Here is a 15071-nt window from a genome sequence, read left to right on the forward strand (position 1 = left end):
GCGGCTGACGCCTTACCCGGCCTACGGCTCTTTGACATCTTCCCGGCATAGGGTCCTGACGCCTTCTCCAGCCTACGCGCCTGACGCCTTATCCGACATCTCGTCCGGGGTTTTGTAGGCCGGGTAAGCGCAGCGCCACCCGGCAAAAAACTACCCGAGATACTCAATCACCGACAACCCGCCGTTGTAATCCGTGCTGTAGATAATTCCCTGCGCATCAACAAACACATCGCAGGACTGAATGACCTGCGGGCGACCCGGACGGGTATCCATCATTTTCGCCGGTGCGGCCGGTACCAGCGCCCCGGTCTCCACCGGACGATAAGGGTTGGAGATATCGTAAGCGCGAACGCCCGCATTCTGGTAAGTGGCAAAAATCAGCGTTGAGCTAATGAAACTACCGGGGCGATTCTCATGCAGATTATGCGGACCAAAGTGCGCCCCTTTTGCCACGTAGTCGGCTTCATCCGGCGGCGGGAACGTGGCGATACTCACCGGGTTTGTCGGTTCGCGGATATCAAACAGCCAGATCAGCTTCTCCCCATCCTGCTGGTTATCAAGCACCGCTTCATCCAGCACCACCAGCAGATCCCTGTCCGGCAGCGGCAGCGCCGTATGGGTTCCGCCGCCAAACGGCGGGCTCCAGTTGCGATGGCTAATCAGCGTCGGCTGTGTTCTGTCCTTCACGTCGAGCAGCGTCAGGCCACCGTCGCGCCAGCTACCGTAGGCGGTATCCCCGGCGATAATGGCGTGATGCAACGCGTAGCGCTTGCCCTGTGGCCAGTCCGCCGTCTCCCCTGCCGCCAGGTTCATCCCCGGCAACCACCAGCGTCCGGCCACTTCCGGTTTGCGCGGATCCGCCAGATCGATGGTCAGGAAGATATAATCGCTAAAACCGTCGATCAGCGCAGAAACGTAGGCCCAACGACCGCCAACGTACCAGATTCGATGAATGCCGATACCGCTGAGCGACAAAAAACCTATCTCGCGCGGATGCTCCGGATGCGAAATATCGAACACCCGCAGCCCGGCGCTCCAGCCCTTATCCTGCACATCGCTGACCGTCTCGCCCACCGAACGGGTGTAGTAAACTTTCTCGTCGGCAAAGCGAGCGTCGGCAAACAGATCGCGGGCATTGATGACCAGCAGCAGATCATCATGCGCCTGCAAATGCACGTTCCAGGTCCCCGGCGGCGCGGCGATGTAGTTTACCGCTTTCGGACGCGCCGGATCGCGAACGTCGACCACCGAAAAGCCCTGCGATACCATATGACCGATATACGCAAAGCCACGGTGCACCATGAGCTGGACGCCGTCCGGGCGTCCTCCCTGATCGCTATGCCCAATCAGCCGCATATTGCGGCTGTAGTCGGGGCGCGGTAATTCAGTCTCAGTCACCTTGAGCTCCTTTTGCCGGATAGCGGCAGCGCCTTATCGGGCCGACGAAACCGCAGACCCGGTAAGCGCAGCGCCAGCGGGCGTTACTTGTTTTTTGCTTCCAGCGTGGCAAACCACGGGGCGATAAAGTCTTCCGTCTGGCCCCAGCCCGGAATGATTTTACCCAGCGAGGCAACGTTCACCGCCCCCGGCTGCGCCGCCAGCAGCGCCTGCGGAATAGCCGCCGCTTTGAAGTCATAGGTTGCAGGAGTCGGCTCCCCGGCAATCTTATTGGCGATCAGGCGCACGTTAGTGGCGCCGATAAGCTTCGGATCCACCGCCACGCTCACTTTCCACGGGCTGCCGGATTCACGCATCAGCTGCAAATCCTGGTTAGAAATATCAATGCTGTAGAGTTTGATTTCGCTGCGGCCGTTCTCCTTCAGCGCTTTATAAGCCCCCTGGCTGAACGCATCCCAGGTTCCCCAAATCGCATCGATCTTGCCTTTCGGATATTTCGCCAGAATCGCCCCAACTTTATTGGCGGTATCGCCCTGCACGTCGGAAGAGACGGCGCCAATCGACTCCAGCTCTTTAATCCCCGGGTTTTGCTTAAGCAGCGTCTGGTACGCGGCCTGGCGGCGTTCCATCGGCGGGAAGCCGGCGACCCACAGTTTGACGATGTTGGCTTTACCGTTGAAATCTTTCACCAGTTGGCCAAAGGAGAGCTCGGTCAGCGAAGCGTCATCCTGCTGGGTGACGGTGACACCCGGGATCTCGCCGTTAACCGCAGTATCGAACACGGCAACTTTAATCCCGGCGTCCACCGCTTTTTTCACCAGCGCGGTCGAGTACGGATCGCGTCCCTGGGAGAGAATAATGCCGTCGTATTTCTGGCTAATCGCCTGGTTAACGAAGTCCTGGAATTTGGCGTCATCGCCGTTGCTCAGGAAGGTGCTGATTTTGAAACCGAGCTTTTTACCCTCCTGGATGGCCCCGGAGACAAACTGGGTGGTGTTATCGTCGGAACCAAGATTACGGATCACCGCGATACGAATCGGGCCGCTATGTTCGGCAATCGCTGCCGGAATCGGCGTCGGAGTTTCAGCAAAGGCCGCCGCAGAGTTGAACAACCCCAATGCGATGAGTGAAAGCGTTATCTTTTTCATGGTGTTTACCCTGTAAAATTTTATGTGCGGCGCTGAAAGTAGGTCAGTGCGAGCGCGCCAGCCAGCACCAGCCCTTTAATAATGTCCATGGCGTAGTACGGCACCGACAGCATCACCAGGCCGTTGGAGAGCACGCCAAGAATCACCGCCCCCACCAGCGTGCCCAGCGCGTTCGGTTTACCTGAACCCGCCAGTGAAAAGCCTATCCACGCCGCCGCCACCGCATCCATCAGGTAGCCGCTGCCGGCATTAACCTGCGAGGAACCGATGCGCGAGGCCAGTAAAATGCCGCCCAGCCCGGCCAGCAGCGAGGCGATAACATAGGCCGCCACTTTATAACGAGTGATGCGCAGCCCGGAGAGCCGTGCGGCCTCTGGGTTTCCGCCGATGGCGTACATTCTCCGCCCGTGCGTGGTGAACGAGAGCGCCAGCTGAGCCACCACGGTCACCACCAGCATCACGATCACAATCGTAGGCACCTGTCCCAGCGCACCGAAGGCGGCCGGAATCACCCCTTCCGCCATGTCACCACTCGGCAATACCATGTTCTCGGTAATCGAGCCGCCGTAGCTGTAGGTCATTGCCACGCCCTGAATCACAAACAGGCTGGCGAGGGTAGCCAGCATGTCGGGAATGCGCAGGACGACAATTAAAAAAGCGTTGAACAGCCCCACCAGCGTACAGAGCGCCAGGGTGATAAGGATCGCCTCGGTGGTGCCGAAGCCGTGCCAGACAAACAGCGAAATCACCAGCGCGTTTGCCAGCGAAGCCGTTGACCCCACCGACAGGTCAAAGCCGCCAATGGTTAACGACACAGAGACGCCGATCGCAATCACCGTCACGATGGCGATGGAGCGCAAAATGTTGATGATGTTGAACGGGTCGAGGAAGTTGTCCGAGGCGAGGCCAAAAACGGCAATCAGCGCCACTACGGTCAGCAACATGCCCCATTTATAAAGAAAATCAAAAAATCGCTGACGACCCGATGCCGTCGCGTTAACTGTCAGGGCCTTGCTCACGCTGCTGCTCCTCCGGTGGAGTAATAAAGTAGTGTCTCTTCCCGGGCCTCAGCGCCCGGAATTTCTGCGACGATACGGCCATCCCACAACACGCAAATGCGGTCGCACAATCCCACCAGTTCAGAGAATTCGCCCGAGGCATAGATAATCCCCTTCCCGTCGCGCGCCAGCCCGTCGATCAGGGTGAACAGGTCGGTTTTTGCTTTCACATCGACACCCTTGGTCGGCTCGTCGAATATCAAGACGTTGGCGTTACCGCGCAGCCATTTGCCGATCGCCACTTTCTGCTGATTGCCGCCGGAAAGCCGGCGCAGGGTCTGAGCCGGACCGGTGGTACGAATCCCGATCCGGGCGATCACCTCTTCCGCCCAGCGCCACGCCTGGCGATGGCCGAACAGGCTCCAGCGCGAAAAGCTGTTATCGGCGCTGACCGCCAGGTTCATGCCGATCGGTTCTTCGATAAAAATGCCCTCTTTGCGTCGCTCTTCCGGTACCAGCGCCAGCCCGCGCAGCACAGAATCTGCCGGGTCGCGGGGCCGCCACGGCTGGCTGTTCAACTCCCCGCGCGTCAGGCGGCTTTTGCTGGCGCCAAACAGCGCTTTGCACAGTTCGGTTTTTCCCGCGCCGGCCAGACCGGCGATACCGAGAATTTCGCCTTTGCGCAGCCGCAGCGAAATATCCTGCAACAGCCCCTCGTCATGCAGACCGTCAACCTGTAACAGAACCTCTTCGCCGTGGGGCGGGCGTTTCGGCGGGAAGATATCGCTCAGCTCGTGGCCGAGCATCTTCTCGACGATCTGCTCGCCGCTCAGATCGTGCATTGGGCTGCTTTCAATCAGCTTTCCGTCGCGCAATACCGTCAGGGTGTCGCAGATAGCCTTCAGCTCATGAATACGGTGGGAGATGAACACCACGCCGATCCCCTGCTGCTGCAGACGGCGTACCACTGTAAACAGGCGCTCACTTTCATGTTGATCCAACGGCGCGGTGGGTTCATCCAGAATTAAAAACCGGCAATGGTGCGACAGCGCGCGGGCCAGCAGAATTTGCTGCTTCTCGGCCAGGGTACAGCTGTCGATGGGGCGACGCACATCGAGCGTAATATCCAGCTGGGCCAGAGCCTCGCGCGCCTGCTCACGCACTGCGCGCCAGCTGAAGCCCAGCCCCGGCTCCGCCAGACGATCCAGCATAATGTTTTCCGCAATGGACAGGCCGGGCACCAGCGCCACATCGACCTCCTGTTGCACCAGATGAATGCCCAGCAGTTTCGCATCCCGCGGCGAGCGAACGCTCACCGGCTGATTATTGATGACGATCTCGCCCTCATAATGGGCGTGCGTTCCGCACAGCACCGCCATCAGCGTCGATTTCCCCGCCCCGTTAGCACCGGTCAGCGCGTGTACCGACCCTCCCCGCAGGGTGAACGCCACATTGCTCAGCGCCCTGAAACCGGAAAAGGCCAGATTAATGTTGTTCATCTCAAGACGATTCACTGTCATCCGCCGGGACCTTTACGATTAATATTCTGATTTAACGAATTTTTCACAGCCGACCTTGACTGACAACTGCGTAAAAGGCATAAGATAAAACGAAATAATATTAGCCATCCGGATGTCCAGACATAACATCAGGTTAGCGAAACGAAATAAGGACAGCGTTCATGAGCAACAGCGATATCCGCGTGGTACCCGGCCCGGCTAACTATTTTTCCCATAACGGCAGCCTTGCCCACCTGCACGATTTTTACAGCGACGAGCAGCTTGCCCGCGCCATCTGGATCTACGGCGAGCGCGCCATCGCCGGTGCGCAGCCCTTCCTGCCGGAGGCGTTTCACGCCGTCGGCGCCAAAAAAGTGCTGTTTAGCGGGCACTGCAGCGAAAGCGACGTCGCGCAGCTGGTCGCGGAAGCCGGGGATGACCGGGCCGTGGTGATTGGCGTCGGCGGCGGCGCGCTGCTGGATACCGCCAAGGCCGTGGCCCGGCGGCTGGGTCTGCCGGTGGTGGCCATCCCGACCATCGCCGCCACCTGCGCCGCGTGGACCCCGCTATCGGTGTGGTACAACGACGCCGGCCAGGCGCTGCATTTTGAAATTTTTGATGACGCCAACTTCCTCGTGCTGGTGGAACCGCAAATCATCCTCAACGCTCCGGCGGAATATCTGCTGGCGGGAATCGGCGATACGCTGGCGAAATGGTATGAAGCGGTGGTACTGGCGCCGCAGCCGGAAACGCTGCCGCTGACCGTGCGCCTGGGGATTAACGGCGCGCTGGCCATTCGCGACGTTCTGCTGCAAAGCAGCGAAACCGCGTTGGCGGATCAGCAGCGCGGCGAACTGTCGCAGGCGTTCCGCGACGTGACGGATGCCATTATCGCCGGCGGCGGGATGGTCGGCGGCTTAGGCGAGCGCTATACCCGCGTCGCCGCCGCCCATGCGGTGCATAACGGCCTGACAATCCTGCCGCAGACTGATAAATTCCTTCATGGCACCAAGGTTGCCTACGGCATTCTGGTGCAAAGCGCCCTGCTGGGTCAGGACGACGTGCTGGCCCAGTTGATTAACGCCTGGCAGCGTTTCAACCTGCCCACGACCCTGGCGGAACTCGACGTGGATATCCACAATCGGGACGAACTGGAGCGGGTCATTGCCCATACCCTGCGTCCGGTGGAGTCGATCCACTTCCTTCCGGTGGAACTGACGCCGCAAAGCCTGGCCGCCGCTTTTGAGAAAGTGGAAAACTTCCGCAGGCAGGTGCATTGACGGACAGCAATCTCGCTCTATACCTAATGATGCATCTCCCACTCACAGTACGAGGTCATCATGCAGATCGAGTTAACGGGTAAAAAAGCGTTGGTTACCGGCGCCAGTCGCGGAATTGGCCGCGCCATTGCGCTGTCGCTGGCGCAGGCGGGCGCCGATGTGGTTATCACTTATGAAAAATCCGCCGATAAAGCGCAGGCGGTGGTCGACGAGATTGTGGCTCTCGGCCGCCGCGGCGCGGCGATTCAGGCCGACAGCGCAAACGCCCAGGCGATTCAGCAGGCCGTCACACGCACGGTAGAGACCCTCGGCGGGCTGGATATTCTGGTCAATAACGCCGGGATCGCCCGCGGCGGCCCGCTGGAGTCGCTGTCGCTGGAAGATATCGATGCGCTGATCAACGTCAATATCCGTGGCGTGGTGATCGCCATCCAGGCAGCGCTGCCGCATCTGCCCGCTGGAGGGCGCATTATCAATATCGGCAGTTGCCTCGCCAACCGCGTCGCCTCACCGGGCATCGCGGTCTACGCCATGACCAAATCTGCGCTCAACTCGCTGACCCGCGGCCTCGCCCGCGATCTCGGGCCGCGCGGCATTACCGTAAACCTGGTGCATCCGGGCCCTACCGACAGCGATATGAACCCGGCGAACGGGGAGCAGGCCGACTCGCAGCGTCAGCTTATTGCCGTCGGACATTACGGTCAGCCGGATGACGTCGCCGCTGCGGTGACCTTTCTGGCCAGCCCGGCGGCCGGACAAATCTCCGGCACCGGTCTGGATGTTGATGGGGGACTTAATGCCTGACGCCTGAGAAGGCGACTAAAAGCCTATCCCCGTAGGCGTGTTGCCGCCAGTCTGGCCGCGGACAGCGCGGAACCACCGGAGCGTACACGTACTAGGTGGGGATGGTGAGCACTGCCCTGGGTCAAAATGGCAAATAAAATAGCCTAATGGAATAGGCTCTTAGCAGCACTTCGCCCCCCCTTTTCCGCCGTAGCGTGCATCCTGTCGCTCGCGAAAGAACTCTTCATAGGTCATCGGCGTTTGCTCAGGATGCGTCAGGCGAATATGCTCGACATAATTATCGTAATCGGGCACGCCAATCATCATTTTCGCCGCCTGACCCAGATACTTCCCGGCTTTCGAAAGGGTATCAAACATAGTGCTCTCTCATGGTCCCCCTTTCCGCACGTGGAAAGGGGGTAGGGTTTAATGTGCGCGCTTCGCCTGCGCCGCCATCGGCTCTGCAGCGGCAGGTAACGCCTCATAAGGCGTCTCTTTCGCCGTCGGTTTATCCTCTTTCAACGCCGCCAACGCGGTTTTGATGGAGAAGAACGCCAGCACCACCACAACCACCATAAAGAAGATGGTTAATCCCGCATCCAGACGGTTGTTAAAGACCAGCTGCGCCAGCTGAGATTCGGTGTACTGAGGCGGAATCGTGCCGCTGTCGATCATCGCCTGGAACTTATTGGCAATCGCCAGGAAGCCGACTTTGGTGTCCGGACTGAACGACTTTTGCCAGCCGGCGGTCAGGGTGCAAATCAACAGCCAGGACGTCGGCAGCAGCGCAACCCAGGCATAGCGTTCGCGCTTCATTTTAAACAGTACCACCGCACACAGCATCAATGCCATCCCCGCCAGCATCTGGTTAGCGATACCAAACAGCGGCCACAGCGTATTGATGCCGCCGAGCGGGTCAACAACCCCTTGATGCAGGAAGTATCCCCACGCCAGCACGCAAAGCCCGGTCGCCAGCAGGTTGGCCGGCAGCGAGTTGGTTTTCTTCAGGCCCGGGCTGAGCACGCCCAGTAAATCCTGCAGCATAAAGCGCGCTGCGCGGGTGCCCGCATCCACTGCCGTCAGGATGAACAGTGCTTCAAACAGAATGGCGAAGTGGTACCAGAAGGCAACATCCATCAGACCGCCCAGCGAGCCGTGCAGGATGTAGGCCATCCCCACCGCCAGCGTCGGTGCGCCGCCGGCCCGCGAGATGATCGACTGCTCGCCCACTTCGCTGGCTATCTGGCGCAGCGTGTCCGGCGTAATGCTAAAGCCCCAGCTGCTGACCACCTGTGCGGCAGAGGCTACCACATCGGTGGTGCCAGCCGGCGCCAGTACCGCCATCGGGCTGTTCATCGCAAAGTAGACGCCCGGATCGATAACACAGGCCGCCACCAGCGCCATGATGGCGACAAAGGACTCCATCAACATACCGCCGTAGCCGATAAAGCAGGCCTGGCCCTCATTCGCCAGCATCTTAGGCGTGGTTCCGGATGAAATCAGCGCATGGAAGCCGGAGACCGCGCCGCAGGCGATGGTGATAAACAGGAACGGGAACATGCTGCCAGACCAGACCGGGCCGGTGCCGTCAATAAATTTGGTCAGCGCCGGCATGGTCAGCGTCGGACGCATAATCAGAATCCCAATCGCCAGCCCGACGATGGTGCCGATTTTCAGAAAGGTCGACAGGTAATCACGCGGCGCCAGCAGCAGCCACACCGGAAGAACGGCGGCAATAAAACCATAGCCCACCAGAATCCAGGTCAGCTGTACGCCGGTATAATCAAACCACGGCGCCCAGGTCGGGCTTTCCGCCACCCATCCGCCGGAGACAATCGCGAATACCAGCATCACCAGACCAATCACCGACACTTCGCCGATGCGTCCCGGACGCAGGTAGCGAATGTAGATCCCCATAAAGATCGCCAGCGGAATAGTGAAGGCCACGGTATAGGTGCCCCACGGGCTGTGGGTCAACGCTTTCACCACGATCATCGCCAGTACGGCGAGGATAATCACCATAATCATAAAGCAGGCCACCAGCGCCAGCACTCCGGCGGTTGGCCCCATCTCTTCTTTCACCAGCTCGCCGAGAGAACGTCCGTCGCGGCGCGTAGACACAAACAGCACCATAAAGTCCTGCACCGCGCCGGCCAGCACTACCCCGGCGAGGATCCAGATCATCCCCGGCAGATAGCCCATTTGCGCCGCCAGCACCGGTCCTACCAGCGGCCCCGCACCGGCAATCGCCGCAAAATGATGACCGAACAGCACTTTTTTATCGGTCGGGACATAATCAAGGCCGTCGTTATGCCGAACGGCGGGGGTCATGCGCGTCGGGTCAACCGCCAGCACATTTTTGGCGATGTAGAGACCGTAGAAACGATAGGCGATCAGATAAATGCAGACTGCCGCGACGACAATCCATAACGCATTAATCTGTTCACCTCGGTTTAAGGCGATATAGCCGAGGGCAAAGGCTCCGACAACCGAGAGCAATGTCCAGATGAGGTATTTCCCTGAATGATTCATCGTTGCGTTCCACCGGTAAGGTAATCAGGATGTTACATTTTGTTTCTAGAACACAACGCCGGGTTTAACAACATTGAAACCGTACAGATGTCGTACAAAGACAGGGATTTATCTCACATTGCTAGCGAGATCACTTCTGGGGGGAAAATGGAATGTATCGCCAGCAAGAAAGCGCTACATGATACGTCGTCAGACGACACCCCGGCTCGCGGCGTAAACGCCTGAACCAGGCAACCTTAGCGCACCGGTCCGTCGCCCGACTAAGCGTAGCGCCAGCCGGGAAAACAGAGAGATTATCCCGGGCCGTAGCCCCGGTAAGCGTAGCGTCACCGGGGAGTCAGCCGCAGTGTATGGCAACACCAAGGACATTTCCGGAGACGGCACATTGCGCTTTGTCCGGGCGACAAAATCACCGGCGGTTGTGGGCCCATCGCCCGGCTTAAGAGTTCATCCCGCGCGCCGGGAGCAGACCTCCTCAGCCCAGTACCGCGGTGCCGAGGCGGCAGGTGCAGCAGCGACGGCCCCGCTCGTCGAACACCGCAATCTCCCAGCTCTGGTTCTGACGTCCCAGGTGCAGAGGGCGACACTCGCCGCGCACACGACCGCTCGAGACCGCCCGATGGTGGGTTGCATTCAGCTCGGTCCCCACCACGCACTGGCCCTCTTCGGTCATCAGCCAGCCGGCCATCGACCCCAGCGTCTCCGCCAGCGCCGCGGAGGCGCCGCCGTGCAGCAGGCCAAACGGTTGATGCGTACGCGCATCAACCGGCATACTCGCCTCCAGCAGCCCCTCTTCCAGCCGGGTGTAGACAATCCCCAGGTGAGCGACCATCGTATTGTCGCTGGTGGCATTAAGCGCCTCCAGCGTCAGCTGACGTTTCCAGGCCATTTATGCCCCCAGCGTCGAGCCGCCGTCCACCACGATATCCTGCAGCGTGATATGGCTGGCGTGATCGGAAGCGAGGAACAGAATCGTGCTGGCAATCTCCTGCGGACGCGCAATTTTACCCAGCGGGATCCCGAGCTTAAACTGCTCGCCGAAACCGCGGATACGGCGCTGCTCGGCATCCTCACTTACCCACAGCGTGCGCTGCATATCGGTGTCGGTGGAGCCCGGAGAGACCAGGTTGCAGCGTACGCCGCTGCCCGCCAGCTCCAGGCCCACGGTCAGCGCCAGACTTTTCAGCGCCGCCTTTGAGGCGCCGTAGGCGCTCATGCCGATGCGCGGCGTATGCGCGGCATCGGAGGCGACGGTGACGATTGCCCCGCCCTGCTGGCGACGGAACTGGCCCATCGTCTGCTGGAACAGGTTAAACGCCCCGCCGACGTTGACGGCGAAAGTCTGCTGCCATGCGTCCAGACTCAGCTCATCGGTCGCGCCCATGCGCAGAATCCCCGCGGCGTTAACCAGCACATCCAGCCGATCGATGCCTTTCAGCAGATGCCCGCATACCTCGGCCACCTGCTGCGCATTGGCAACATCCAGCGTGTGGGTGGCAAACGGATAGTCATCCCCCTCGAAAGCGAGATCGAAACCGCTCACCCGAGCGCCGGCCTCAACAAACGCCAGCGCCGTTGCGTAGCCAATCCCCTTACCGGCGCCGGTGACCCAAACGGTTTGCCCCTGAAAATCCAGTGCGGCCATTATTTCACCTCACGGGAGAGCAGCGCCCACCAGGCGTCAATGGTCGGGTTTTTCGCCAGCATCACGAAATCAATATCGCCGTGCACTTTGCGCCAGCGGGCGGCCAGCGCCATCATGCGTACGGAGTCCAGACCATAGTCGATCAGGTTTTCGTCATCCATGGGCTCGTCGGATTCATCGAGCAGCGGCAGTACCAGCGCACGCAGCGCCGTTTTTGATGCCGGCAGCGGCAGCAGCTCTTCGGTCATCACGACGCGGCCACAACGACCGGCAACATATTTCAGCGACATCAGATGCTCTTCGCGGCTAAAGTCAGCCAGCGCATCGGCGACGAAGAATGGTTTAATGTCGCGCATAAAGGCGTCGGTCGCGGTGGTCATACAGCCGATATGGGCATAGACGCCGGTGATAATCAGCTGATCGCGGCCGCTCTCTTTGAGCATCTCTTCCAGCGGCGAGCGGTGAAACGCGCTGTAGCGCCACTTCACCAGGACGGTGTCGTGTTCATCCGGCGCCAGCGCGGCAATCACCCGCTGCTGCTCCGGCGAACGGGTCAGGCCCGGTCCCCACATATCATTCAGCAGGGCGCGATCTTCATCGCTTTGCTCTTTCGGCTGCGCGGTGTAAAACACCGGAATATTATGCTGTTTGCAGAAATCACGCAGCGCGGCAATATTGGCAACGACTTTCGCCATCATGGCGCTGTCTTCACCCCAGAAGTTGAGGAAATATTCCTGCATATCGTGGATCAGCAGCGCGGCGCGGGATGGCTCAAAAGCCCAGTTCACTTTGTTCGCCGGGATGTCGCTGGCTTCCGGCAGCGTGTAAGCCTGTAATTCAGGGATGGCCATTCTCTTTTCTCCTTCAGCCCGGCTCGCGTGAAGCCAGCCACTGGCGTAGTTGTTTTTTATCGACTTTGCCCACCGGCGTCAGCGGCAGTGCATCCAGGCACTCCACACGGTCCGGCAGTTTAAATTCTGCGACGCCCTGTTCGCGCAGGAAGCGACGTACCGCTACCGCGCGCAGCGGCTCTTTCACCACCAGATACGCGCAGCTTTTCTCGCCCAGCAGGCTATCTTCCATGCTGACCAGCGCGGCATGGATCACCGCCGGATGGCGCAGCAGCAGGTTTTCAACTTCCTCCGCCGCGATCTTCTCGCCGCCGCGGTTGATCTGATCTTTTTCACGCCCCTGCACGGTGATATAGCCGTCCTCGTCGATCGAAATAAGATCGCCGGAGCAGTAAAAACCGTCGGCATCAAACGCTTCGGCGTTATGCTGCGGACTTTTGTAGTAGCCGCGGAAGGTGTATGGACCCCGGGTCATCAGACGCCCCACCTCACCATGGGGTAGCGGGTTGCCGTCGGCATCCGCCACCCAGACCTCATCGTCCGGACACATCGGGCAGCCCTGGGTATTGATGATGCGTTCCGGGCTGTCGTTGAGGCGGGTGTAGTTCACCAGCCCTTCCGCCATGCCGAAGACCTGCTGAAGCTGGCAGCCAATCTCCGCCGGAATCCGCGCCGCCAGCGTTGCCGACAGACGCGCGCCGCCAACCTGCAGCAGCCTCAGCGAACGCAGCTGCGCGTTCCCGGCCCCCTCGCGGATCGCCTGTAGCCACAGGCTGACCGCCGGCGGTACCAGCGAAGCGACGTTAATCTGATGTTGTTCAATCAGCGGGAAGCAGAGCGTGGCGCTCGGATCGGCGGCCAGAATCACCCGACCACCGGCCAGAAACACGCCGAGGGAACCCGGCGAGCTCATCGCGTAGTTATGGGCGGCGGGCAGCGCGTTGAGGTAGCGGGTTTCCGCGCTGATACCGCAAATTTCGTTACTGCGACGGATGCTGTAGTCGTAGTCGTTATGGGTGCGAGGTATCAGCTTCGGCGTACCGGTACTGCCGCCGGAGAGCTGGAAAAAGGCCACTTCATCGGCAGGCGTCGGATTAGCGATAAAGTTCTCCGCCGGCCGCGCGATCGCCGCCGCCAGATCGTATTCACCGCAATCGTTGCGCAGCAGCACAACCCGTACTGACGCATGCTGCTCAACAAAGCCATTCAGGAAATGATCATCGGCAAACAGCGCATGCTCACGATCGGCAATCAGCAGCGCGGGCTCAATTTGCGTCGCGTAGGCATTCAGCTCGCTGCGCTGATGGCTGAATAACGCATTCACCGGCGCCACTCCGATACGCAACAGCGCAAACAGGGTGATGTAGAATTCGGCTACGTTGCCCAGCTGCACCAGCGCGGTTTCACCGCGCTTCAGCCCCAGACGCTGGAGCGACGAGGCCAGGTTATCCACCTGCTGATTGAACTGACGATAGCTGTGCTGCTTATCACCGTCGATAATGGCGATGGCGTCGCTGTCGGCGTGACGGGTAATCAGGTTGGTTAATGGCAAATCCTGCCAGTAGCCCTTTTCGCGGTAGCGGGCGGCAAAACTTTCCGGCCAGCGGTTAAATGCAATCATCATTGCCTCTTAATTCAAGCCAAACACATTCAGCATGGTCGTCAGTTTGACGCCGGTTTCACGCCACTCACCCAGCGGAGAGGAGGCCGGAACAATCCCCGCGCCGGCAAACAGACGCAGCGTACGCTGATGCAGGCGAGCGCAGCGAATCGTCACCACCCATTCGCCGTTACCTTCGTCATCGCACCAGCCAACAATGCCGCCGAACAGCTGGCGATCGAACGGTTCAAGCTCGGCAATCAGTCGTTTCGCCACCTGATGCGGGAAACCGCTCAGCGCCGGGGTCGGATGCAGCAGGCAGGCCAGCGACATCGCGTTCTCCTGCGCCAGCGCGGTACCTTCAATCGGCGTCGCCAGGTGCCACAGCGTCGGCGTGGTGACCAGCTGCGGGGAATCCGGCAGCGACAGTTCGCGGCAGCGCGGAGTCAGCACCGTCTTCATTGCCTGGGTCACCAGTTCGTGCTCGTGGCGATCTTTTCCGGAAGCCAGCAGCTTGTTACCCGCCTCGCGATCCAGTACGTCATCCGGCTGGCGACGGGCCGAGCCGGCCAGCGGCAGGGAGCTGAAATGATCGCCCTCTTTACGCAGCAGCAGCTCCGGGCTGGCGCCCAGCAGCACGCCGCCGTCGGAGAGCGGCACGTGGAAGTTAAAGCTGGCCGGATTCTGCGCGATCAGGCGCTCGAGCAGCGCGCCGCTGTCCACGCGTTCGCGGGTGGTAATGTCGATCAGGCGCGACAGGACAACCTTGTCCACTTCCGGCGTCGCGGTCAGCTCGGCGGCCCGCTCCACCATCGCCATAAAGGCATCCTGTTGAGGAATCTCCTGACGATCCACGACATCCATTGGCGTCTGGGCGCTGAAGTAGCGCGCCGACTGCTGTTTACCGGTGCGGGAGAAATTCTCCCAGCTCTCTGGAATAAACAGCTCGGAAGGCTGGTTGGTATCAAACGGGATAGCGCCGACCATCACCGGCTTACGGATCCCGGCAGCCTTCGCGTCGGAGAACGCGGCCGCCATACTCCGCTGAAACTCCCCATCGAGCAGCGCGCCATCGGCGGCCGAGTGGGAAAAACGGCTAAAACAGCCCGCGGTACGAAAACTGCGGTACGGCGACATAAAGAAGAAGCTTTCCGGCAACAGGGTCATTTTTTGTTCCTGTACATCCTCGGCCAGTGACGTTTCCATATCATCCTCCAAAAACGATAAAGATATTACGAATAATTATCATTTATATTTTGGTTGGCTAACCTAAAAGGTATTGCCTGCCATGTCAACCGTACAAACGGCATGTTGTGCGACTTAGGCTTGCATCCACG

13 protein-coding genes are annotated in these 15071 nt (G+C 59.9%); 2 read left to right on the plus strand and 11 right to left on the minus strand.

Translation table 11 applies throughout. From position 1 onward, the window contains the following. Nucleotides 1–150: 150 nt before the first annotated feature. The 4 genes from Q1L34_RS19290 to Q1L34_RS19305 form a co-directional block, all read right to left on the minus strand. Complete coding sequence (locus Q1L34_RS19290; protein ID WP_044349695.1) at nt 151–1356, minus strand: LVIVD repeat-containing protein; 1206 nt, start codon at nt 1354–1356, stop codon at nt 151–153. Between the two features lie 125 nt (nt 1357–1481). After that, nucleotides 1482–2546 (minus strand): sugar ABC transporter substrate-binding protein, encoded by a 1065-nt coding sequence (locus tag Q1L34_RS19295; protein WP_004859396.1) that lies wholly within the window; start codon nt 2544–2546, stop codon nt 1482–1484. A gap of 20 nt (nt 2547–2566) precedes the next feature. Further along, complete coding sequence (locus tag Q1L34_RS19300) at nt 2567–3565, minus strand: ABC transporter permease (protein WP_004859391.1); 999 nt, start codon at nt 3563–3565, stop codon at nt 2567–2569. After that, nucleotides 3562–5064 (minus strand): sugar ABC transporter ATP-binding protein, encoded by a 1503-nt coding sequence (locus Q1L34_RS19305; protein ID WP_004859389.1) that lies wholly within the window; start codon nt 5062–5064, stop codon nt 3562–3564. The genes Q1L34_RS19300 and Q1L34_RS19305 overlap by 4 nt, the downstream gene beginning before the upstream one ends. Before the next feature lie 161 nt (nt 5065–5225). Here Q1L34_RS19305 and Q1L34_RS19310 point away from each other — a divergent pair, with 161 nt between their 5' ends. After that, nucleotides 5226–6323, plus strand: coding sequence for an oxidoreductase (locus Q1L34_RS19310; protein ID WP_004859384.1), 1098 nt, complete (start codon nt 5226–5228; stop codon nt 6321–6323). A gap of 60 nt (nt 6324–6383) precedes the next feature. Next, nucleotides 6384–7127, plus strand: coding sequence for an SDR family NAD(P)-dependent oxidoreductase (locus Q1L34_RS19315; RefSeq protein WP_004859381.1), 744 nt, complete (start codon nt 6384–6386; stop codon nt 7125–7127). 159 nt (nt 7128–7286) lie between these two features. Here Q1L34_RS19315 and Q1L34_RS19320 read toward each other — a convergent pair whose 3' ends face one another. The 7 genes from Q1L34_RS19320 to entC form a co-directional block, all read right to left on the minus strand. Further along, on the minus strand, nt 7287–7484 hold the full coding sequence (locus Q1L34_RS19320; RefSeq protein WP_004859378.1) for a YbdD/YjiX family protein: 198 nt from the start codon (nt 7482–7484) through the stop codon (nt 7287–7289). A gap of 48 nt (nt 7485–7532) precedes the next feature. Then, complete coding sequence (gene cstA / locus Q1L34_RS19325) at nt 7533–9638, minus strand: pyruvate/proton symporter CstA (protein WP_004859376.1); 2106 nt, start codon at nt 9636–9638, stop codon at nt 7533–7535. A gap of 475 nt (nt 9639–10113) precedes the next feature. Then, on the minus strand, nt 10114–10527 hold the full coding sequence (gene entH, locus Q1L34_RS19330) for a proofreading thioesterase EntH (RefSeq protein WP_004859373.1): 414 nt from the start codon (nt 10525–10527) through the stop codon (nt 10114–10116). Next, nucleotides 10528–11283 carry a 2,3-dihydro-2,3-dihydroxybenzoate dehydrogenase EntA gene (entA, locus tag Q1L34_RS19335; RefSeq protein WP_004859369.1) on the minus strand — a complete coding sequence of 252 codons (756 nt, stop codon included), beginning with the start codon at nt 11281–11283 and terminating at the stop codon, nt 10528–10530. Next, nucleotides 11283–12134, minus strand: coding sequence for an isochorismatase (locus Q1L34_RS19340; RefSeq protein WP_004859366.1), 852 nt, complete (start codon nt 12132–12134; stop codon nt 11283–11285). Before Q1L34_RS19340 ends, entA begins: the two co-directional genes overlap by 1 nt. 13 nt (nt 12135–12147) lie before the next feature. Then, a complete protein-coding gene (gene entE / locus Q1L34_RS19345) occupies nt 12148–13755 on the minus strand; it encodes a (2,3-dihydroxybenzoyl)adenylate synthase EntE (protein ID WP_065907337.1) in 1608 nt (535 codons plus the stop codon). A gap of 9 nt (nt 13756–13764) precedes the next feature. Continuing rightward, nucleotides 13765–14940: an isochorismate synthase EntC gene (gene entC / locus Q1L34_RS19350; RefSeq protein ID WP_015584922.1), complete on the minus strand. Its 1176-nt coding sequence runs from the start codon at nt 14938–14940 to the stop codon at nt 13765–13767. Nucleotides 14941–15071: the final 131 nt, after the last annotated feature.

This window comes from Klebsiella ornithinolytica, assembly GCF_030505655.1.
GTDB classification, from domain to species: Bacteria; Pseudomonadota; Gammaproteobacteria; order Enterobacterales; family Enterobacteriaceae; genus Klebsiella; species Klebsiella ornithinolytica.

Bases quoted from the DNA above. Each gene is read 5' to 3' on its own strand.
- entE (WP_065907337.1), bottom strand. From the start codon at position 13,755: ATGATTGCATTTAACCGCTGGCCGGAAAGTTTTGCCGCCCGCTACCGC.
- entA (WP_004859369.1), bottom strand. From the start codon at position 11,283: ATGGCCGCACTGGATTTTCAGGGGCAAACCGTTTGGGTCACCGGCGCC.
- Q1L34_RS19295 (WP_004859396.1), bottom strand. From the start codon at position 2,546: ATGAAAAAGATAACGCTTTCACTCATCGCATTGGGGTTGTTCAACTCT.
- entC (WP_015584922.1), bottom strand. From the start codon at position 14,940: ATGGAAACGTCACTGGCCGAGGATGTACAGGAACAAAAAATGACCCTG.
- Q1L34_RS19310 (WP_004859384.1), top strand. From the start codon at position 5,226: ATGAGCAACAGCGATATCCGCGTGGTACCCGGCCCGGCTAACTATTTT.
- Q1L34_RS19305 (WP_004859389.1), bottom strand. From the start codon at position 5,064: ATGACAGTGAATCGTCTTGAGATGAACAACATTAATCTGGCCTTTTCC.
- Q1L34_RS19290 (WP_044349695.1), bottom strand. From the start codon at position 1,356: ATGCGGCTGATTGGGCATAGCGATCAGGGAGGACGCCCGGACGGCGTC.
- Q1L34_RS19340 (WP_004859366.1), bottom strand. From the start codon at position 12,134: ATGGCCATCCCTGAATTACAGGCTTACACGCTGCCGGAAGCCAGCGAC.
- Q1L34_RS19315 (WP_004859381.1), top strand. From the start codon at position 6,384: ATGCAGATCGAGTTAACGGGTAAAAAAGCGTTGGTTACCGGCGCCAGT.
- Q1L34_RS19320 (WP_004859378.1), bottom strand. From the start codon at position 7,484: ATGTTTGATACCCTTTCGAAAGCCGGGAAGTATCTGGGTCAGGCGGCG.
- entH (WP_004859373.1), bottom strand. From the start codon at position 10,527: ATGGCCTGGAAACGTCAGCTGACGCTGGAGGCGCTTAATGCCACCAGC.
- cstA (WP_004859376.1), bottom strand. From the start codon at position 9,638: ATGAATCATTCAGGGAAATACCTCATCTGGACATTGCTCTCGGTTGTC.